Origin of the sequence: Streptomyces megasporus (assembly GCF_000718985.1) — a bacterium.
GTDB classification, from domain to species: Bacteria; Actinomycetota; Actinomycetes; order Streptomycetales; family Streptomycetaceae; genus Streptomyces; species Streptomyces megasporus.
In genome coordinates this window covers 23,281-41,938 of sequence record NZ_JODL01000029.1, presented here as the reverse complement: position 1 = coordinate 41,938, position 18,658 = coordinate 23,281, and the positions used below count along the sequence as shown (strand labels likewise).

At 67.8% G+C, this 18,658-nt stretch carries 31 protein-coding genes; 26 read left to right on the top strand and 5 right to left on the bottom strand.

Annotation, left to right across the window (positions count from 1 at the left end):
• Nucleotides 1–59 precede the first annotated feature (59 nt).
• The 5 genes from IF47_RS28890 to IF47_RS0121760 form a co-directional block, all read right to left on the bottom strand.
• Nucleotides 60–533, bottom strand: coding sequence for an SUKH-3 domain-containing protein (locus IF47_RS28890; RefSeq protein WP_051718041.1), 474 nt, complete (start codon nucleotides 531–533; stop codon nucleotides 60–62).
• 74 nt (nucleotides 534–607) lie between these two features.
• A complete protein-coding gene (locus IF47_RS0121775) occupies nucleotides 608–1,567 on the bottom strand; it encodes an SUKH-3 domain-containing protein (RefSeq protein ID WP_245641189.1) in 960 nt (319 codons plus the stop codon).
• Nucleotides 1,564–1,953 (bottom strand): YwqJ-related putative deaminase, encoded by a 390-nt coding sequence (locus IF47_RS0121770; protein WP_031510602.1) that lies wholly within the window; start codon nucleotides 1,951–1,953, stop codon nucleotides 1,564–1,566. Before IF47_RS0121770 ends, IF47_RS0121775 begins: the two co-directional genes overlap by 4 nt.
• Complete coding sequence (locus IF47_RS0121765) at nucleotides 1,946–2,419, bottom strand: SUKH-3 domain-containing protein (protein WP_031510601.1); 474 nt, start codon at nucleotides 2,417–2,419, stop codon at nucleotides 1,946–1,948. The genes IF47_RS0121770 and IF47_RS0121765 overlap by 8 nt, the downstream gene beginning before the upstream one ends.
• A gap of 25 nt (nucleotides 2,420–2,444) precedes the next feature.
• The gene (locus IF47_RS0121760) at nucleotides 2,445–4,163 is read right to left on the bottom strand and encodes a YwqJ-related putative deaminase (protein WP_031510600.1); all 1,719 of its coding nucleotides are present in this window, start codon (nucleotides 4,161–4,163) and stop codon (nucleotides 2,445–2,447) included.
• Between the two features lie 693 nt (nucleotides 4,164–4,856).
• On the opposite strand from IF47_RS0121760, the gene rpsJ reads away from it, so the two are divergent.
• From rpsJ to rpmJ, 26 genes are all read left to right on the top strand, one after another.
• On the top strand, nucleotides 4,857–5,165 hold the full coding sequence (gene rpsJ, locus IF47_RS0121755; protein WP_004571821.1) for a 30S ribosomal protein S10: 309 nt from the start codon (nucleotides 4,857–4,859) through the stop codon (nucleotides 5,163–5,165).
• 14 nt (nucleotides 5,166–5,179) lie between these two features.
• A complete protein-coding gene (rplC, locus tag IF47_RS0121750; RefSeq protein ID WP_031510599.1) occupies nucleotides 5,180–5,827 on the top strand; it encodes a 50S ribosomal protein L3 in 648 nt (215 codons plus the stop codon).
• An 8-nt stretch (nucleotides 5,828–5,835) separates the two neighbouring features.
• Entirely contained in the window at nucleotides 5,836–6,489 is a 654-nt protein-coding gene (gene rplD / locus IF47_RS0121745) for a 50S ribosomal protein L4 (RefSeq protein WP_031510598.1), read from the top strand.
• On the top strand, nucleotides 6,489–6,812 hold the full coding sequence (gene rplW / locus IF47_RS0121740) for a 50S ribosomal protein L23 (protein ID WP_031510597.1): 324 nt from the start codon (nucleotides 6,489–6,491) through the stop codon (nucleotides 6,810–6,812). The genes rplD and rplW overlap by 1 nt, the downstream gene beginning before the upstream one ends.
• Nucleotides 6,813–6,852: 40 nt before the next feature.
• Nucleotides 6,853–7,689, top strand: a complete 837-nt coding sequence (gene rplB / locus IF47_RS0121735; protein WP_031510596.1) for a 50S ribosomal protein L2 — start codon at nucleotides 6,853–6,855, stop codon at nucleotides 7,687–7,689.
• Between the two features lie 14 nt (nucleotides 7,690–7,703).
• Nucleotides 7,704–7,985 carry a 30S ribosomal protein S19 gene (gene rpsS, locus IF47_RS0121730; RefSeq protein ID WP_031510595.1) on the top strand — a complete coding sequence of 94 codons (282 nt, stop codon included), beginning with the start codon at nucleotides 7,704–7,706 and terminating at the stop codon, nucleotides 7,983–7,985.
• 46 nt (nucleotides 7,986–8,031) lie between these two features.
• The gene (rplV, locus tag IF47_RS0121725; RefSeq protein WP_037733110.1) at nucleotides 8,032–8,379 is read left to right on the top strand and encodes a 50S ribosomal protein L22; all 348 of its coding nucleotides are present in this window, start codon (nucleotides 8,032–8,034) and stop codon (nucleotides 8,377–8,379) included.
• Entirely contained in the window at nucleotides 8,379–9,209 is an 831-nt protein-coding gene (rpsC, locus tag IF47_RS0121720) for a 30S ribosomal protein S3 (RefSeq protein ID WP_031510593.1), read from the top strand. The genes rplV and rpsC overlap by 1 nt, the downstream gene beginning before the upstream one ends.
• A gap of 5 nt (nucleotides 9,210–9,214) precedes the next feature.
• Nucleotides 9,215–9,634 carry a 50S ribosomal protein L16 gene (gene rplP / locus IF47_RS0121715; protein ID WP_031510592.1) on the top strand — a complete coding sequence of 140 codons (420 nt, stop codon included), beginning with the start codon at nucleotides 9,215–9,217 and terminating at the stop codon, nucleotides 9,632–9,634.
• Nucleotides 9,634–9,858, top strand: a complete 225-nt coding sequence (rpmC, locus tag IF47_RS0121710; protein ID WP_031510591.1) for a 50S ribosomal protein L29 — start codon at nucleotides 9,634–9,636, stop codon at nucleotides 9,856–9,858. Before rplP ends, rpmC begins: the two co-directional genes overlap by 1 nt.
• Entirely contained in the window at nucleotides 9,858–10,148 is a 291-nt protein-coding gene (gene rpsQ / locus IF47_RS0121705) for a 30S ribosomal protein S17 (protein ID WP_031510590.1), read from the top strand. The genes rpmC and rpsQ overlap by 1 nt, the downstream gene beginning before the upstream one ends.
• 100 nt (nucleotides 10,149–10,248) lie before the next feature.
• Entirely contained in the window at nucleotides 10,249–10,617 is a 369-nt protein-coding gene (rplN, locus tag IF47_RS0121700; protein ID WP_031510588.1) for a 50S ribosomal protein L14, read from the top strand.
• 3 nt (nucleotides 10,618–10,620) lie between these two features.
• Nucleotides 10,621–10,944, top strand: a complete 324-nt coding sequence (gene rplX / locus IF47_RS0121695; RefSeq protein WP_031510587.1) for a 50S ribosomal protein L24 — start codon at nucleotides 10,621–10,623, stop codon at nucleotides 10,942–10,944.
• Nucleotides 10,944–11,507, top strand: a complete 564-nt coding sequence (gene rplE / locus IF47_RS0121690) for a 50S ribosomal protein L5 (RefSeq protein WP_031510586.1) — start codon at nucleotides 10,944–10,946, stop codon at nucleotides 11,505–11,507. Before rplX ends, rplE begins: the two co-directional genes overlap by 1 nt.
• 3 nt (nucleotides 11,508–11,510) lie before the next feature.
• Complete coding sequence (locus IF47_RS0121685; RefSeq protein ID WP_014144326.1) at nucleotides 11,511–11,696, top strand: type Z 30S ribosomal protein S14; 186 nt, start codon at nucleotides 11,511–11,513, stop codon at nucleotides 11,694–11,696.
• Nucleotides 11,697–11,964: 268 nt separating this feature from the next.
• Nucleotides 11,965–12,363 (top strand): 30S ribosomal protein S8, encoded by a 399-nt coding sequence (gene rpsH, locus IF47_RS0121680; RefSeq protein WP_031510585.1) that lies wholly within the window; start codon nucleotides 11,965–11,967, stop codon nucleotides 12,361–12,363.
• A gap of 24 nt (nucleotides 12,364–12,387) precedes the next feature.
• Complete coding sequence (gene rplF / locus IF47_RS0121675) at nucleotides 12,388–12,927, top strand: 50S ribosomal protein L6 (RefSeq protein WP_031510584.1); 540 nt, start codon at nucleotides 12,388–12,390, stop codon at nucleotides 12,925–12,927.
• 3 nt (nucleotides 12,928–12,930) lie between these two features.
• Nucleotides 12,931–13,314, top strand: a complete 384-nt coding sequence (rplR, locus tag IF47_RS0121670; RefSeq protein WP_031510583.1) for a 50S ribosomal protein L18 — start codon at nucleotides 12,931–12,933, stop codon at nucleotides 13,312–13,314.
• 44 nt (nucleotides 13,315–13,358) lie between these two features.
• On the top strand, nucleotides 13,359–13,964 hold the full coding sequence (gene rpsE / locus IF47_RS0121665; protein WP_031510582.1) for a 30S ribosomal protein S5: 606 nt from the start codon (nucleotides 13,359–13,361) through the stop codon (nucleotides 13,962–13,964).
• Complete coding sequence (gene rpmD / locus IF47_RS0121660; protein ID WP_031510580.1) at nucleotides 13,964–14,146, top strand: 50S ribosomal protein L30; 183 nt, start codon at nucleotides 13,964–13,966, stop codon at nucleotides 14,144–14,146. Before rpsE ends, rpmD begins: the two co-directional genes overlap by 1 nt.
• A 1-nt stretch (nucleotide 14,147) precedes the next feature.
• Complete coding sequence (gene rplO / locus IF47_RS0121655) at nucleotides 14,148–14,612, top strand: 50S ribosomal protein L15 (protein WP_031510579.1); 465 nt, start codon at nucleotides 14,148–14,150, stop codon at nucleotides 14,610–14,612.
• Nucleotides 14,613–14,810: 198 nt separating this feature from the next.
• Nucleotides 14,811–16,133, top strand: a complete 1,323-nt coding sequence (gene secY, locus IF47_RS0121650) for a preprotein translocase subunit SecY (RefSeq protein ID WP_031510578.1) — start codon at nucleotides 14,811–14,813, stop codon at nucleotides 16,131–16,133.
• Nucleotides 16,133–16,786: an adenylate kinase gene (locus IF47_RS0121645; RefSeq protein ID WP_031510577.1), complete on the top strand. Its 654-nt coding sequence runs from the start codon at nucleotides 16,133–16,135 to the stop codon at nucleotides 16,784–16,786. Before secY ends, IF47_RS0121645 begins: the two co-directional genes overlap by 1 nt.
• A 130-nt stretch (nucleotides 16,787–16,916) precedes the next feature.
• A complete protein-coding gene (gene map / locus IF47_RS0121640) occupies nucleotides 16,917–17,753 on the top strand; it encodes a type I methionyl aminopeptidase (protein WP_031510576.1) in 837 nt (278 codons plus the stop codon).
• 318 nt (nucleotides 17,754–18,071) lie between these two features.
• Nucleotides 18,072–18,293, top strand: a complete 222-nt coding sequence (gene infA / locus IF47_RS0121635) for a translation initiation factor IF-1 (RefSeq protein ID WP_003948620.1) — start codon at nucleotides 18,072–18,074, stop codon at nucleotides 18,291–18,293.
• A 59-nt stretch (nucleotides 18,294–18,352) separates the two neighbouring features.
• Nucleotides 18,353–18,466 (top strand): 50S ribosomal protein L36, encoded by a 114-nt coding sequence (rpmJ, locus tag IF47_RS0121630; protein WP_003956441.1) that lies wholly within the window; start codon nucleotides 18,353–18,355, stop codon nucleotides 18,464–18,466.
• Nucleotides 18,467–18,658 lie beyond the last annotated feature (192 nt).

Here is an 18,658-nt window from a genome sequence, read left to right as displayed (position 1 = left end):
GCGGGGGTTCCTTTCCCGCGACGCGGCGGCGATCGGGGTGTGGTGGTGCCGGGAGGCCGTCAGGCATAGAAGTCCTCCGCGTCCTGTGTGTCGCCCTTCTTGAAGTTCCAGACGGCCTGGAGCGCGTCGTCGGCCAGGTAGTAGTTGCCCGTGTGGTGCATGACGAAGAACCGGCCCAGGCCGTCCACCAGCAGAACGGCACCGTCGTAGGAGTCGTACCCCAGCGGGAAGAGTTCCTCGCCCAGCTCGCGGGAGAACTCCTCGATGTTCTCGGCGTCTCCCTCGAAGGCGAATCCGGGGTCCGCGTAGAAGTGGTTCTCGGGGGTGTAATGGAAGCGGATCTTGAGTCCCCCGTAGTTCCGCACGAAGGCGCGCGCGTGGTCCGAGGGGGTGTAGGAGACCCCGTACTCGGCCGCCTGCTCCTGCGCCTTCCGGATGAGCACGTCCGCCTCGGCGCCGATGTCACGCTCCGGGCTCCACCCGTACCGGCGGAACCAGGCCTCGGCCTCCTGCCGAGCGGAAGAACCCTTCATCGCCCTCTCTCCTCTCTCGACCTTGTCAAGCTCCTCCGCCCCTGCCCGAGTCGGGCGACGACCGCCGGGCGCGGTCACCGCGCGCCGGAGGCGTAGGCGTCGAGCGCGTGGGCGGCGGCCGTCACCGACTCCCCGGCCGAGCCGACGGACGCTCCGGGACCGGCGGTCAGGGTGAGGGAGAGGGGCGCGGCGGAGGACGAGCCGTCCACGGAGATCCGGCAGTCCACCGACGCCAACGGCATGGTGGCACGCGGCGGAGGCAGCACCGAGACGGCCAGTTCCGCGCCGTGCAGGGCGACCCCGGCCTTCTCCATGGCCTCGGACACCTCCCGTGCCAGGAGATCCGTGTTCTCCTCCAACGAGGAAGGGTGCAGATCGAACCGCTCGTCGAACGCCACGGCCCCGAAGCCGCGCAGCGTCGTGACGGTGACGCGCAACGCCCTGGCGCTGCGGACACCGTGGTGGTGCAGGACGTAGACGGCGACCATGGCCGCCCGCAGCGCGTCGCCCACCGGGGCGTCCCCGTCACGGGGAAGACGCCACTGCCACCGGCGGCTCTCCAGCCGGATCGGCGCGTGCCCCCACGCCAACGCTTCGAGACCGGCCGCCGGCGAGTCGCCCAGCAGCCACCATCCGCCGTGGTCCACGGCGAAGAGGCGGCCCGACTCGTCCACGGCGAGCAGCGAGTCGCCGTCCGTACGGCCGAAGGGGAAGAGACGCACGCCGAGCGCCTCCGCCAGTTCACCGAAAGCGCGGTGGGCGTGCTGGGCCAGGGCGGGATCGACGACGGCTCCCGTGGCGGCGCAGTCCCTTCCCGGGCCGGCCGGCGCGACACGCAGACCGTGGAACTCGCACAGCGCCCGCTCGGCGGCCCCGAAGAGTTCCCACCCCGAGGAGTTCCGCCCCGAGCGCAGGGGGACGACGCTCAGCACCTCCAACAGCGCCGTCATCGCCTGCCCCCGCACGTTCCTGCCGGGGCTCCACCCACCGGACCGCAGCGCCGGATACTCCATGTCACGCACGCACACGCTCACGCGCTCAGAATCCGCACGGACAACCTCTCCAGGAGGGCCGTGCACGAGCGGCACACCGGGGCGGGCTGCCCGTGCTCGGGGTCGCCGTGCTCACGGATCTTCCGGGACATGATCGCCGAGCCCTCGAAGTGCGGAAGCGCCTCGTCGAGGGTGATGGTGCGGCCGTCCCCGCGCTCCTCGTCCAGGAGCCACAACTGGTCGGAGACGAGCGCGGACTCGGCGCAGTAGCCGATGAACGGCTCACGGGATTCGGCGGGGAGGGCGTCGAAGAACTCCCGCACCGCCGGATGCAGCTCCGGCTTTCCCTCACCGAACAGGTTCGTCTGGCTCACCACCGTGTCCCGGACGAGCAGGGAAGAGGCGACGCCGGGAATGTCGTCAGGCATAGAAGTCCTCCGCGTCCTGCATCTCCGCCCGCATGAAGTTCCAGACGGCCTGGAGCGCGTCGTCGGCCAGGTAGTAGTTGCCCGTGTGGTGCATGAGGAAGAAGCGGCCTCGGCCGTCCACCAGCAGGACCGCGCCGTCGTAGGTGTCGAACCCCAGCGGGAAGAGTTCCTCGCCCAGCTCGCGGGAGAACTCCTCGATCTCCTCGGCCTGGCCCACATAGGGGAAATCCGGTCTCGCGACGAAGTGGTTCTCGGGGCTGTCGTCGAAGAAAATCCTGAGACCCCCGTAGTTCCGCACGAAGGCGCGCGCGTGGTCCGAGGGCGTGAAGGAGACCCCGTACTCGGCCGCCTGCTCCTGGACTTTTCGGATGAGCGTGTCCGCCTCGGCGCCGATGTCACGCTCCGGGCTCCACCCGTACCGGCGGAACCAGTCCTCGGCCTCCTGGCGAGACGAAGGAAACCTCATTTCTCCCTCTCCTTTTCCTCTCTTCTCACTTGTGGGCGGTCACTCCGAGAGCAGGAAGCATGTGTTCGCAGGAGCGGCACGGCTTCTTGTACTCGCCGTGGGAGAGAGGTTCTTCGATGCTTCTGGACTCACCGATCTGCCGCGTGTGGATCATGGCTCCCTTCAGCGCTTCGCGTGCGTCCTCCGCCGTGCGGATCTTCGTTCCGTCGGGATCGAGCTGATGCAGCCGGTCGGAAACGAGGGAGACTTCCGCGCACTTCCCGTGTCCGATTCCCGCCTTTTTCCCCTTGGCGGTGAGCTCGTCCTCCACCTGTTTCAATACGTCCGCGACGACGGGATGGGTTTCGGGGAGCTTCATGCCGTGCTTCTTGGTGGTGCTCGTGTGCGACGTGATGACGCCGTCGTGCAGGAGGCTACCCGAGCACCCCGCGGCGAGCCGGTCCTTTCCGATCGGGTAATCGCCCTTCTCTCTCCTGGGCTCGTCGCGCGCCGCGTTGGCGAGGGTCATCGACTCCTCCTCCAGAACCCGTACGCGCTCCTCCTGGGAGAGGTGCCTCACGTCCAGGGCCTCGCCCCGGTGGTGCCTCATCTTCCCGGCGCTGCGTCCGTGCCAGTCCGGCTGCGGGTCCAGGGGGCGGCGCTCGGGGCGGCCGTCGCCGCCTCCGCCTCCGCCGCCGCCCGGCGGGTCCTTCGGGCCGCCGCCGTCCGGTTTCCTCTTGCCGTCGTCTCCGTCGGGAGCCTTGAGGTTGTCGAACTTGTCCTTGGTGTGCTTCTCGTTGGTCTTGTGGGAGTCGGAGATGTTCCGCACGCCCTTGGGCAGGGCGCCGCCCAGGTGGTCGCCGAGCTGTTTGGTGGCCTTCTCCAACGCCGCCATGCCCCGGTCGGCGACCTCGTTGACGAGATTGGCGATCTCGTCCTTGCCGCGGGTGCGGCCCTGGTGCCCGCGGGCGGTGGTCAGCTTCCCGGAGGTGCGGCCCTTCATGGAGGTGCTGACCCCGTTGAGCTTGACGGCGGCCCGGTCGTGCTCGTCCTCGTCGATGTCGAGCTTGCCGAGCAGACCGCCCATGCTGGGCGGGGGGCCGTCGCCGGCGGAGGCCAGGTTGAGGCCCTCCTTCAGCCCCTCCTTGCCCGCGTCGCCGACCTTGCTCATGTCCACGCCGTCCTGGACGCCCAGCCCGTCGGCGGCGAGCTGGATCACCAGTTCGGCGGCCATGTTCTCCAGCGCGGTCACCGCCGGCTCGGACATCGCGGTGACGATCTCCTCCACCGCCAGGTCCGCGGCCTCCTTCAGGGCGCGTTTGACCGCGACCCGACAGGCCTGGATCGCGCCGGCGCTCAGCAGGGTGGACAGGCCGGCGGTGAACGGGGCGGCGGCCAGGCCGATGCCGATGGAGGCGGCCAGGGCGACCAGCTCGGCGACCGCGACCGCCTTGCGGCCCTCGATCACCAGGGCGGCGGCGTCCAGCGCGTCCGCGAGGACCCGGGCGGCGTCGGCGAGGTCCTTGAGGTGTTTGTCCTTGACCTTGCCCCAGTAGCCGTTCAGGGCGGTGAGCGCCTCGCTGTCACCGGAGGAGATCAGCCGCTGCATGCTCTGGTGGGCGGCGTGGGCGTCCTCGTCGACGTCGTCGGCGAAGTCCCGCAGGTCCTTCGCCATGTCCCGGTAGGCGTCCTCGTCGACGTTGGGCCACCCCACGCCGATGATGTCGAGCATCGCGTCCGCGCCCTCGGGCAGCACGTATCCCATGGCTCAACTCCCCCCGGCAGAACAAGAGTTCGCGCTGCTCAGGGCACTGTGCCACAGCAAGGGACACCGGCGGTCCCCGAAGTCGTCACGCTTCTGTCACCGTCGGTGCTCGTCGCCGGCCCGACGCCCGCCCGCCGTCCGCCCCCGGAGGCGCCGGCGCGCGCCGGCGTGCGGCGCGTATGGTGTCGAGGAGCGACATGGAGTGGTCATACCGTCGGATCGCGGGACGATGTGACTCCTGTGTGGCCCCTGTGCGAGGGGCCGTGTACGGGGAGCCACGAAGATCGGACGGGTGTCCGGCAGCGGAGTGGTTGAGCGGTGCCCCCGCGGGGTACCTCTATTCGCCTCGATTGGCGACCCGCATGGGCGATATGGCACACTGTCCAAGTTGCTCGGTTGAGTGCCGATGCTGCGCGCCTCCCGCCGGGAGGACCGGAAGCGAGTCCCAATGTATTCGTCGCTCCTCATCAGGTGCGGAAGTACGGGAATCTTCCGGGAAGCGTGGGCGGGGCACCAGCCAGGCGCCCGGTGGGTGTTCTCCCCGGCCGGCGGTCTCGGCGCCGCATCCCCCATACAGGGAAATCCCCAGGGATATCCATGTCAGCAGGGGTGCGACACGCCCGACCGCGTGGGTCGGAGAGAAGCAACCATCGGGTCCCAGAGCGTGACGAGAGACAGGACTACGAAGTAGCCATGGCGGGACAGAAGATCCGCATCCGGCTCAAGGCCTACGACCACGAGGTCATCGACACCTCGGCGAAGAAGATCGTCGAGACGGTGACCCGCACTGGTGCGTCGGTCGCGGGCCCGGTGCCGCTGCCCACTGAGAAGAACGTGTACTGCGTCATCAAGTCGCCGCACAAGTACAAGGACTCGCGCGAGCACTTCGAGATGCGTACCCACAAGCGCCTGATCGACATCCTCGACCCGACGCCCAAGACCGTTGACTCGCTGATGCGCCTGGACCTGCCGGCCGGCGTCGACATCGAGATCAAGCTCTGAGAGGCCCGGTAGAGATGACCACCAAGCAGATCAAGGGTGTCCTGGGCGAGAAGCTCGGCATGACCCAGGTCTGGGACGAGAACAACCGTGTCGTCCCGGTGACCGTCGTCAAGGCCGGCCCCTGTGTCGTCACCCAGGTGCGCACCGCAGACAGGGACGGCTACGAGGCCGTCCAGATCGCCTTCGGCGAGATCGACCCGCGCAAGGTGAACAAGCCCCTCAAGGGTCACTTCGACAAGGCCAACGTGACCCCGCGCCGCCACCTGGTGGAGCTGCGCACCGCCGACGCCGGCGAGTACGAGCTCGGCCAGGAGATCACCGCCGAGGTGTTCGAGGCCGGCGTCAAGGTCGACGTGACCGGCAAGAGCAAGGGCAAGGGCACCGCCGGTGTCATGAAGCGCCACGGCTTCGGCGGCCTCGGCGCCGGCCACGGCACGCAGCGCAAGCACCGCTCGCCCGGTTCCATCGGCGGCTGCGCCACCCCGGGCCGCGTGTTCAAGGGCCTGCGCATGGCCGGCCGCATGGGCAACGAGCGGGTCACCACCCAGAACCTGACCGTCCACGCCGTTGACGCGGAGAAGGGTCTGCTGCTCATCAAGGGCGCGGTTCCCGGTCCGAACGGCGGCCTCGTCCTGGTCCGTACCGCGGCCAAGGGGGCTTGAGGTAACCGATGAGCACCATTGACATCCTTTCGCCGGCAGGCGACAAGGCCGGGACCGTCGAGCTCCCCGAGGAGATCTTCGACGCCAAGGTCAGCGTTCCGCTGATCCACCAGGTCGTCGTCGCGCAGCTGGCCGCTGCCCGCCAGGGCACGCACAAGACCAAGACCCGCGGCGAGGTCCGCGGCGGTGGCAGGAAGCCGTACCGCCAGAAGGGCACCGGCCGCGCCCGCCAGGGCTCGATCCGCGCTCCGCAGTTCGCCGGTGGTGGCGTCGTGCACGGTCCCGTGCCGCGCGACTACTCGCAGCGGACCCCGAAGAAGATGAAGGCCGCCGCCCTGCGCGGTGCCCTCTCCGACCGGGCCCGCCACAACCGCATCCACGTCGTCACCGACGTGATCGAGGGCGAGAACCCGTCCACCAAGGCCGCCAAGGCCCTGTTCGGCAAGATCAGCGACCGCAAGAACGTGCTGCTGGTCGCCGAGCGGACCGACAAGGCCGCGTGGCTGTCCGCGCGCAACCTGCCCCAGGTGCACATCCTGGAGCCGGGCCAGTTGAACACCTACGACGTGCTCGTCTCCGACGACGTGGTCTTCACGAAGGCCGCCTTCGAGAGCTTCGTGGCCGGCCGCAAGGCCGTCGAGCGCGAAGGGAGCGACGCCTGATGACCGAGGCGACCGTCACCAGCAAGACCTTCACCGACCCCCGCGACATCCTGATCAAGCCGGTGGTCTCGGAGAAGAGCTACGCGCTGCTGGACGAGAACAAGTACACGTTCGTCGTCGACCCGCGTGCCAACAAGACCCAGATCAAGCAGGCCGTCGAGGCGGTCTTCTCGGTCAAGGTCACCGGGGTCAACACGATCAACCGGCAGGGCAAGCGCAAGCGCACCCGCACGGGCTACGGCAAGCGCGCCGACACCAAGCGCGCCGTCGTGACCCTCGCCGAGGGCGACCGTATCGACATCTTCGGCGGTCCGGTCTCCTAACCGGAGGTCGAGCCGTCCGATATCGGACGAGGACTGAGAAATGGGTATCCGCAAGTACAAGCCGACGACTCCGGGCCGTCGTGGCGCCAGTGTCGCCGACTTCGTCGAGATCACGCGGTCCACGCCGGAGAAGTCGCTGGTCCGCCCCCTGCACAGCAAGGGCGGCCGTAACAACACCGGTCGTGTGACCGTCCGCCACCAGGGCGGTGGCCACAAGCGCGCCTACCGGGTGATCGACTTCCGTCGGCACGACAAGGACGGCGTGCCGGCCAAGGTCGCGCACATCGAGTACGACCCGAACCGCACCGCGCGCATCGCGCTGCTCCACTACGCCGACGGCGAGAAGCGCTACATCCTCGCGCCGGCCGGCCTGAAGCAGGGCGACCGGGTCGAGAACGGCCCGAACGCCGACATCAAGCCGGGCAACAACCTCGCGCTGCGCAACATCCCGGTCGGTACGACCCTCCACGCCATCGAGCTGCGTCCCGGTGGCGGCGCGAAGTTCGCCCGCTCCGCCGGTGCCTCCGTGCAGTTGCTGGCGAAGGAGGGCCGCATGGCCCACCTGCGCATGCCGTCCGGTGAGATCCGCCTGGTCGACGTCCGCTGCCGCGCCACCGTCGGCGAGGTCGGCAACGCCGAGCAGTCGAACATCAACTGGGGCAAGGCCGGCCGTATGCGCTGGAAGGGCGTCCGCCCGAGCGTCCGCGGTGTGGTCATGAACCCCGTCGACCACCCGCACGGTGGTGGTGAGGGCAAGACCTCCGGTGGTCGTCACCCGGTCTCGCCGTGGGGCAAGAAGGAAGGACGTACGCGCTCGCCCAAGAAGGCCAGCAACAAGTACATCGTCCGCCGCCGCAAGACGAACAAGAAGCGCTAGGAGGCGGGTTTTCGATGCCGCGCAGTCTCAAGAAGGGGCCCTTCGTCGACGACCACCTGATCAAGAAGGTGGACGCACAGAACGAAGCCGGCACCAAGAACGTCATCAAGACCTGGTCCCGCCGCTCGATGATCGTCCCGGCCATGCTGGGCCACACGATCGCGGTGCACGACGGCCGCAAGCACGTCCCGGTGTTCGTCACCGAGTCGATGGTCGGCCACAAGCTCGGCGAGTTCGCGCCGACCCGCACCTTCCGCGGCCACGAGAAGGACGACCGCAAGTCGCGTCGTCGCTGATCTGCGGAAAAAGCGAAGACCAATGACTGACACCGAAGGGACAACCATGGAAGCCAGGGCCCAGGCGCGGTACATCCGCGTCACGCCCATGAAGGCCCGCCGCGTGGTGGACCTCATCCGTGGCCTGGACGCCACGGAGGCTCAGGCGGTCCTGCGTTTCGCCCCGCAGGCCGCGAGCGTTCCGGTCGGCAAGGTGCTCGACAGCGCCATTGCCAACGCCGCGCACAATTACGACCACACGGACGTCGACAGCCTGTACGTCTCCGAGGCGTACGTCGACGAGGGCCCGACCCTGAAGCGGTTCCGCCCGCGCGCCCAGGGGCGCGCCTACCGGATCCGCAAGCGGACCAGCCACATCACCGTGGTCGTCAGCAGCAAGGAAGGAACCCGGTAATGGGCCAGAAGGTAAACCCGCACGGGTTCCGGCTCGGCATCACCACGGACTTCAAGTCCCGCTGGTACGCCGACAAGCTGTACAAGGACTACATCAAGGAAGACGTCGAGATCCGCCGCCTGCTCACGCAGGGCATGGAGCGGGCCGGCATCTCCAAGGTGGAGATCGAGCGCACCCGTGACCGCGTCCGCGTCGACGTTCACACCGCCCGTCCGGGCATCGTGATCGGCCGCCGCGGCGCCGAGGCGGAGCGCATCCGCGGCCGGCTCGAGAAGCTGACCGGCAAGCAGATCCAGTTCAACATCCTCGAGGTCAAGAACCCGGAGACGGACGCTCAACTGGTGGCCCAGGCCGTCGCCGAGCAACTGTCCTCCCGCGTCTCCTTCCGCCGTGCGATGCGCAAGTCGATGCAGAGCACGATGAAGGCCGGCGCCAAGGGCATCAAGATCCAGTGCGGTGGCCGTCTCGGCGGCGCCGAGATGTCCCGCTCGGAGTTCTACCGCGAGGGTCGCGTTCCCCTGCACACCCTCCGCGCCAACGTCGACTACGGCTTCTTCGAGGCCCGGACGACCTTCGGCCGGATCGGTGTGAAGGTCTGGATCTACAAGGGCGACGTCAAGAACATCGCCGAGGTCCGTGCCGAGAACGCCGCCGCCCGCGCCGGCAACCGCCCGTCGCGCGGTGGCAGCGACCGCCCGCGCCGCGGTGGCGAGCGCGGTGGCCGCGGCCGCAAGCCGCAGCAGGAGAGGACCGAGGCTCCCAAGGCCGCCGAGGCGAACACCTCCGCTCCGGCCGCCGAGAGCACCGGCTCCGCCGGAAAGGAGGCCTGACCGTCATGCTGATCCCCCGCAGGGTCAAGCACCGCAAGCAGCACCACCCGAAGCGCAAGGGCATGGCCAAGGGTGGCACCGAGGTTGCTTTCGGCGAGTACGGCATCCAGGCCGTCACCGGCGCCTATGTGACGAACCGGCAGATCGAGGCCGCTCGTATCTCCATGACGCGGCACATCAAGCGTGGCGGCAAGGTGTGGATCAACATCTACCCGGACCGCCCGCTGACCAAGAAGCCCGCCGAGACCCGCATGGGTTCCGGTAAGGGTTCGCCGGAGTGGTGGGTCGCGAACGTCAAGCCCGGTCGGGTGATGTTCGAGCTGTCCTACCCGAACGAGAAGATTGCTCGTGAGGCGCTCACCCGCGCTGCTCACAAGCTTCCGATGAAGTGCCGGATCGTTCGGCGCGAGGCAGGTGAGTCGTGATGGCGGCCGGTACCAAGGCGAGCGAGCTGCGCGAGCTGAGCGACGAGGAACTCGTCGTGAAGCTGCGCGAGGCCAAGGAGGAGCTCTTCAAGCTCCGTTTCCAGGCGGCGACCGGACAGCTGGAGAACAACGGCCGGCTGAAGGCCGTCCGTAAGGACATCGCCCGGATCTACACCTTGATGCGGGAGCGCGAGCTCGGCATCGAGACGGTGGAGAGCGCCTGATGAGCGAGACGAATGTGACTGAGACTGCCAACAAGAAGCAGCGCGGCTTCCGCAAGACCCGTGAGGGTCTGGTCGTCAGCGACAAGATGGACAAGACCGTCGTCGTCGCCGTCGAGGACCGCGTCAAGCACGCCCTGTACGGCAAGGTCATCCGCCGTACGAACAAGCTCAAGGCGCACGACGAGCAGAACGCCGCGGGTGTCGGCGACCGCGTCCTCCTGATGGAGACCCGGCCGCTGTCCGCGACCAAGCGCTGGCGCGTCGTCGAGATCCTCGAGAAGGCCAAGTAATCCCCGAGACCTCTCCTCGGGACGAGTTCCGCCAGGCTCGGCGAGGTGCGTGTGCCGCACACGCACCCGCCGGGAACCGGCAGACGATCAGGAGATAGACGTGATCCAGCAGGAGTCGCGACTGCGCGTCGCCGACAACACGGGAGCCAAGGAGATCCTTTGCATCCGTGTTCTCGGGGGCTCCGGCCGCCGCTACGCGGGTATCGGTGACGTCATCGTCGCCACCGTCAAGGACGCGATCCCCGGTGGCAACGTGAAGAAGGGCGACATCGTCAAGGCCGTCATCGTGCGCACCGTCAAGGAGCGCCGCCGCCCGGACGGCTCTTACATCCGCTTCGACGAGAACGCGGCCGTCATCCTCAAGAACGATGGCGACCCCCGCGGCACCCGTATCTTCGGCCCGGTGGGCCGTGAGCTGCGCGAGAAGAAGTTCATGAAGATCATCTCCCTCGCGCCGGAGGTGCTGTAACCGATGAAGATCAAGAAGGGCGACCTGGTCCAGGTCATCACCGGCAAGGACAAGGGCAAGCAGGGCAAGGTCATCGCGGCCTTCCCCCGCGAGGACCGCGTCCTGGTCGAGGGCGTGAACCGGGTCAAGAAGCACACCAAGGCCGGACAGACCGCCCGGGGCTCCAAGACCGGCGGCATCGTGACGACCGAGGCCCCGATCCACGTGAGCAACGTGATGCTCGTCGTGGAGAAGGACGGGAAGAAGGTCGCCACCCGCGTCGGTTACCGCTTCGACGACAAGGGCAACAAGATCCGCGTTGCCAAGCGGACCGGTGAGGACATCTGATGACTACCGCGACCAACGTGCAGCCGCGTCTGAAGGCGCGCTACCGCGAGGAGATCGCGGACAAGCTGCGTGACGAGTTCAAGTACGAGAACGTCATGCAGATCCCCGGTCTCACCAAGATCGTGGTCAACATGGGCGTGGGCGAGGCCGCTCGCGACTCCAAGCTGATCGAGGGCGCCGTCCGCGACCTCGCCACGATCACCGGCCAGAAGCCGGCCGTGACCAAGGCCCGGAAGTCCATCGCGCAGTTCAAGCTGCGCGAGGGGCAGCCGATCGGTGCCCACGTCACCCTGCGGGGCGACCGGATGTGGGAGTTCCTGGACCGCCTGCTGTCGCTGGCGCTGCCGCGCATCCGCGACTTCCGCGGACTGTCGCCGAAGCAGTTCGACGGCCGCGGCAACTACACCTTCGGTCTCACGGAGCAGGTCATGTTCCACGAGATCGACCAGGACAAGATCGACCGGGTCCGGGGCATGGACATCACCGTGGTCACCACGGCGAACACCGACGAGGAGGGCCGCGCCCTGCTGCGTCACCTCGGATTCCCGTTCAAGGAGGCCTGAGCCGTGGCTAAGAAGGCTCTGATTGCCAAGGCGGCCCGCAAGCCGAAGTTCTCGGTGCGCGCGTACACGCGGTGCCAGCGCTGCGGCCGTCCCCACTCCGTCTACCGCAAGTTCGGCCTGTGCCGCGTGTGCCTTCGTGAGATGGCCCACCGCGGCGAGCTGCCGGGCGTCACCAAGAGCTCCTGGTAACCCGCCCCGACTCGGCCGGCGTCCCCCACGGGGGCACGGACGAGCAGGCGGGCCCACCAGGGCCCTAGGTCAACCTGGTCGGCGAGAGCCCGGCCCACACGCCGTGAAGGCGGTGGAACAGGCGCTCGCCGACCACGGCCGCCCGCGCGGGCAGACAAGCCCGCTATCGAAAACGACTACGCCGTAGGTCCCCGCACCACCCGTCCGGCCCCGCTCGGGCGAACGAGGAGCGGAGGAAACCCCGGCGAGAGAGGCCCAAGGCCATCACATGACCATGACCGATCCGATCGCAGACATGCTGACGCGTCTGCGAAACGCGAACTCGGCCTACCACGACACCGTCGTGATGCCGCACAGCAAGATCAAGGCGCACATCGCGGAGCTCCTCCAGCAGGAGGGCTACATCACCGGCTGGAAGGTCGAGGACGCCCAGGTGGGCAAGAACCTCGTCCTGGAGCTGAAGTTCGGCCCGAACCGCGAGCGTTCGATCGCCGGCATCAAGCGCATCAGCAAGCCGGGTCTGCGGGTCTACGCAAAGTCCACCAACCTGCCGAGGGTGCTCGGCGGCCTGGGCGTGGCGATCATCTCCACCTCCCACGGTCTCCTCACCGACAAGCAGGCGCAGAAGAAGGGCGTGGGTGGGGAAGTCCTCGCCTACGTCTGGTAACGGAAGGGAACGGAGGAAAAGCTCATGTCGCGTATCGGCAAGCTCCCCATCCAGGTTCCCGCCGGTGTGGACGTCACCATCGATGGCCGTACGGTCGCCGTGAAGGGCCCCAAGGGCACCCTGACGCACACCGTCGCCGCGCCCATCGAGGTCGCCAAGGACGAGGACGGCACGCTCCGTGTCACCCGCCCGAACGACGAGAACCGGAACAAGGCCCTCCACGGCCTGTCCCGCACGCTGGTGGCGAACATGATCACTGGCGTGACCCAGGGTTACACCAAGCAGCTCGAGATCAGCGGTGTCGGTTACCGCGTCCAGGCCAAGGGCTCCAACCTGGAGTTCTCCCTGGGCTACAGCCACCCGATCCTCGTCGAGGCCCCCGAGGGCATCACCTTCAAGGTCGAGACCCCGACCCGGTTCAGCGTCGAGGGCATCGACAAGCAGAAGGTCGGCGAGATCGCCGCGCGGATCCGCAAGCTCCGCAAGCCCGACCCGTACAAGGCCAAGGGTGTCAAGTACGCGGGCGAGGTCATCCGCCGCAAGGTCGGAAAGGCTGGTAAGTAAGCCATGGCATACGGTGTGAAGGTCGCCAAGGGCAGCGCGCGCAAGTCCGCCGCCATCAAGCGTCGCCACATCCGCGTCCGGAAGAAGGTCTCGGGCACTCCCGAGCGTCCCCGCCTGGTGGTGACTCGGTCGAACCGCCACATGGTGGCGCAGGTGATCGACGACATCGCGGGTCACACGCTCGCCTCGGCCTCGACGCTGGACGACTCCATCCGCGGCGCCGAGGGCGACAAGAGCGCCCTGGCCCAGAAGGTCGGCGCCCTGGTCGCCGAGCGGGCCAAGGCCGCGGGCATCGAGGCCGTCGTGTTCGACCGCGGCGGCAACAAGTACGCCGGGCGGATCGCCGCCCTGGCCGATGCCGCCCGAGAGGCCGGGCTCAAGTTCTGAGCCGGTCCCTACGCACAGCGGACGCATAGAGAGAGGTAATTCCAATGGCTGGACCCCAGCGCCGCGGTGGCGGCGCCGGTGGCGGCGAGCGGCGGGATCGGCGGGACCGGCGGGACGGTGGCGCGGCCGCCGAGAAGACCGCGTACGTCGAGCGGGTCGTCGCGATCAACCGCGTCGCCAAGGTTGTGAAGGGTGGTCGTCGCTTCAGCTTCACCGCGCTGGTCGTGGTGGGCGACGGTGACGGCACCGTGGGTGTCGGATACGGCAAGGCCAAGGAGGTGCCGGCCGCCATCGCCAAGGGTGTGGAGGAGGCCAAGAAGCACTTCTTCAAGGTCCCCCGCATCCAGGGCACCATCCCCCACCCGATCCAGGGTGAGAAGGCCGCGGGTGTCGTGCTGCTCAAGCCGGCCTCGCCCGGTACCGGTGTGATCGCCGGTGGCCCGGTGCGTGCCGTGCTGGAGTGCGCGGGCATCCAGGACGTGCTGAGCAAGTCGCTCGGCTCCGCCAACCCGATCAACATCGTGCACGCCACGGTGGCCGCTCTGCGGGGCCTGCAGCGCCCCGAGGAGATCGCCGCCCGCCGTGGTCTGCCGCTGGAGGACGTTGCGCCGGCCGCTCTGCTGCGGGCGCGGGCTGGGGTGAGCGCCTGATGGCTCGCCTGAAGGTCACCCAGGTCAAGTCCTACATCGGCAGCAAGCAGAACCACCGCGACACCCTGCGTTCCCTCGGCCTCAAGCGAGTGAACGACACGGTCGTCAAGGAGGACCGCCCCGAGATCCGCGGCATGGTGCACACCGTCCGCCACCTCGTGACGGTCGAGGAGGTCGACTGAGATGGCTGAATCTCGGACGAACAACCCGTTGAAGATCCACAACCTTCGGCCCGCCCCGGGCGCCAAGACCGCCAAGACCCGTGTCGGTCGCGGTGAGGCGTCCAAGGGCAAGACCGCCGGTCGTGGCACCAAGGGCACCAAGGCCCGCTACCAGGTTCCGGAGCGCTTCGAGGGTGGGCAGATGCCGCTGCACATGCGGCTGCCCAAGCTCAAGGGCTTCAAGAACCCGTTCCGTGTCGAGTACGAGGTCGTCAACCTCGACAAGCTGGCGGCCCTGTACCCCGAGGGCGGCGAGGTCACCGTTTCCGACCTGGTCGCCAAGGGCGTGGTGCGCAAGAACCAGCCTGTGAAGGTGCTGGGCAACGGCGATGTCTCCGTGGCCCTGCAGGTGACCGTCGACAAGGTGTCCGGCTCCGCCAAGGAGAAGATCACCGCCGCCGGCGGCACGGTCACCGAGCTCGCCTGAGCCCGATGACGTGACAAACCGGGGGCGCCCAGGAACGGGCGTCCCCGGTTGGTCGTTCCAAGGGGGGCACGGTCGCCGGTAAGGTGGCGTGCACTGTTGACCTCCACGGGCATCACCCTGTGGAATCTGAACCGTTTTATTCGTTGATCCTCACGACCGTAACCTCTCGCGGATGACGCGGGGGGCGCAGGAGGCACCGTGCTCACCGCGTTCGCCCGGGCGTTCAAGACGCCCGACCTGCGCAAGAAGCTGCTGTTCACCCTTGGCATCATGGTGCTCTTCCGCCTCGGGGCGCACGTACCCGTCCCGGGTGTCAGCTTCGAGAACGTCAACCTGTGCGTGAAAGAGGCCGAGGCGGCGGGCGCCGGTGCCGGTCTCTTCGGACTGGTCAACATGTTCAGCGGTGGAGCGCTGCTGCAGTTGACCATCTTCGCGCTCGGGATCATGCCCTACATCACGGCGAGCATCATCCTGCAGCTGTTGGTGGTGGTGATCCCGAGGCTGGAGGCCCTGAAGAAGGAGGGGCAGACCGGCCAGGCGAAGATCACGCAGTACACCCGGTACCTGACGGTGGCGCTCGGTGTGCTCCAGGCCACCGGCCTGGTGGCGACGGCTCGCAGCGGCAGCCTCTTCGCGCAGTGCAGTGTCCGTGACCAGATCATCCCGGACGACTCGATCTTCACGACGATCACCATGGTGATCGTGATGACCGCCGGCACCACGCTGATCATGTGGCTGGGTGAGCTGATCACCGACCGCGGCATCGGCAACGGCATGTCGATCCTGATGTTCGTCTCGATCGCCGCCGGCTTCCCCGGCGCCCTGTGGGCCATCAAGCAGCAGGGCAACCTGGCGGACGGGTGGATCGAGTTCGGTGTGGTGATCGTCTGTGGTCTGGCGATGGTCGCCCTAGTGGTCTTCGTCGAGCAGGCCCAGCGCCGCATTCCGGTGCAGTACGCCAAGCGGATGATCGGGCGCCGCTCGTACGGCGGCACCTCCACCTACATCCCGTTGAAGGTGAACCAGGCGGGTGTGATTCCCGTCATCTTCGCCTCGTCGCTGCTCTACATCCCGGCGCTGATCGTCCAGTTCAGCAACTCGCAGGCGGGCTGGGCCAACTGGATCAGGACGAATCTGCAGGAACAGGATGCTCCGCTCTACCTGATCACGTACTTCCTGCTCATCGTCTTCTTCGCCTTCTTCTACGTCGCCATTTCCTTCAACCCCGAAGAAGTTGCCGACAACATGAAGAAGTATGGTGGTTTCATTCCGGGTATCCGGGCCGGTCGCCCCACGGCCGAGTACCTGAGCTATGTGCTGAACCGCATCACGTGGCCCGGGTCGCTCTACCTGGGGCTGATCGCCATGGTGCCCACCGTCGCGCTGGTGTTGTTCAACGCGGATCAGAACTTCCCGTTCGGCGGGACCAGCATCCTGATCATCGTGGGTGTGGGTCTGGAGACCGTGAAGCAGATCGAGAGCCAGCTTCAGCAGCGCCATTACGAAGGGTTCCTCCGCTGATGCGAATCGTCCTCGTCGGACCGCCCGGCGCGGGAAAGGGCACGCAGGCCGCGTACCTGGCCAAGAACCTGTCCATCCCGCACATCTCCACTGGCGACCTCTTCCGCGCCAACATCAGCCAGGGCACTCAGCTCGGGCAGAAGGCGCAGGAGTACATGCGAGCCGGACAGCTCGTACCTGACGAGATCACCATCGGGATGGCCAAGGACCGGATGGCGCAGCCGGATGCCGAGGCGGGTTTCCTGCTGGACGGCTTCCCGCGGAACCTGGGCCAGGCCGAGGCGCTGGACGGCATCCTGCGCGAGACGGGGACGAAGCTGGACGCGGTGCTCGACCTGGAGGTCCCCGAGGACGAGGTCGTCCGGCGGATCGCCGGGCGGCGGATGTGCCGCAAAGACAGCAGCCACATCTTCCACGTGGAGTACACCCCGCCGAAGATCGAGGGCGTCTGCGACATCTGCGGTGGTGAGCTGTACCAGCGTGAGGACGACAAAGAGGAGACCGTCCGCAAGCGCCTGGAGGTCTACCACACCGAGACCGAGCCGATCATCGACTACTACAAGGCCCAGGGCCTGGTGGTGACCATCTCGGCGCTCGGCAAGGTCCCCGAGGTGACCAAGCGCGCCATGGAGGCGCTCGGACGCGTCGCCTGACCGCGACGAGGACGACGGCCGGCCGCGGTGCCCCATTCGGGTGCCGCGGCCGTATCGTGTAGGGAATGGGCCCGACGCCGCCGCGTCGGGCGGACGTTGCAGGAACCGAAAGCTGGAAGGCGTCAGCCGCATGGTGGAGATCAAGACCCCCGAGCAGATCGCGAAGATGCGCGCGGCCGGGCTGGTCGTCGCCGCGATGCACGCGGCGTGCCGCGAGGCGGCTGTGCCGGGAGCGACGACCAAGGATCTGGACGAGGTCGCCGCCAAGGTGCTCGCCGACCACGGGGCCAAGCCGAACTTCCTCGGTTACGGCGGGTTCCCCGGCAACATCTGCACCTCCGTGAACGACGTGGTCGTCCACGGCATCCCCGACCGGGAGACGGTCCTGAAGTCGGGCGACATCATCTCCATCGACGCGGGCGCCATCGTCGACGGCTGGCACGGCGACGCGGCGATCACCGTCTTCGTCGGCGAGGGGCACGCCCCGGAGCTGCACGAGCTGAGCCGGGTCACCGAGGAGTCGATGTGGGCCGGCATCGCGGCGATGCGCAAGGGCAACCGGCTGGTGGACGTCTCCAAGGCGATCGAGGGCTACATCCGCCGCCAGCCCCGTCCGGCCTCCGGCCGCTACGGGATCATCGAGGACTACGGCGGCCACGGCATCGGCAGCCAGATGCACATGGACCCGCACCTGCTGAACTACGTGGACCGCCGGCGCGGTCGCGGCCCGAGGCTGGTGCCGGGGATGTGCCTGGCGATCGAGCCGATGGTCAGCCTGGGCAGCCCGAAGACCCACGTGCTGGACGACGACTGGACGGTCAAGACGGACGACGGCTCCTGGTCCTGCCACTGGGAGCACTCGGTCGCGCTGACCGAGCAGGGGCCGCTGGTGCTGACCGCGCCGGACGGCGGCAAGGCGAAGCTGGCCGAGTACGGCATCACGGCCGCCCCCGACCCGCTCGCCTGAGCGCGCACACCCCTTCACGCGCCCCGGGGCGGCTCTCCGGGGCGCGTTCCGGGCGCCCTCCCGGGTTCGAGGTCCGGGCTCAGGGGTTCGGGGTCCGGGTTCGGGGGTTCGGGGGTTCGGGTTCGAGCCGGTGGTTCCGAGGGTCCTGCTCCGGGACTCGTGGTGCGGACCCCGCATAAGGATCTTCCGGGATGGGCATACATCCCCGATTCGTCTTTCACCACCAGGTGCCGTAGACTGGATCGTCGGTCCATGTGTGCCTGCGTGCACCCACGGGCCGATCCAGGTAGCCGATCCCGGAAGGTGAAGCGCTCAGGCATGGCCAAAAAACAAGGGGCCATCGAAATCGAGGGCACCGTCGTCGAGTCTCTCCCGAACGCCATGTTCAAGGTGGAGCTTCAGAACGGGCACCAGGTCCTCGCGCACATCAGCGGCAAGATGCGGATGCACTACATCCGCATCCTTCCCGACGACCGTGTCGTGGTGGAGCTGTCTCCCTACGACCTGACGCGTGGGCGGATCGTCTACCGCTACAAGTAGATCTTGCCCTCACCCCGCGCGCCGCGGGGTGGTGGCCTGACCCGGAGAACCTCACATCCATGAAGGTCAAGCCGAGCGTCAAGAAGATCTGCGACAAGTGCAAGGTGATCCGCCGTCACGGTCGGGTCATGGTGATCTGCGACAACCTGCGCCACAAGCAGCGCCAGGGCTGAAGCACGACCCTCGCCTCGCACCTCGCGGTTCTTCGCGCGACGCAAGCGACAAGTAGATACGCAGTCACCCGACCCCCCGCCGTGATCTCTCACTGTTGGTGGGGACGACACCCCCGGACGGAGGCCGGGGACCCGGCTCGTACTCGCTACGGGAACGGTGCTGCGGAAGACCTCCGACACGAAACCAGGAGC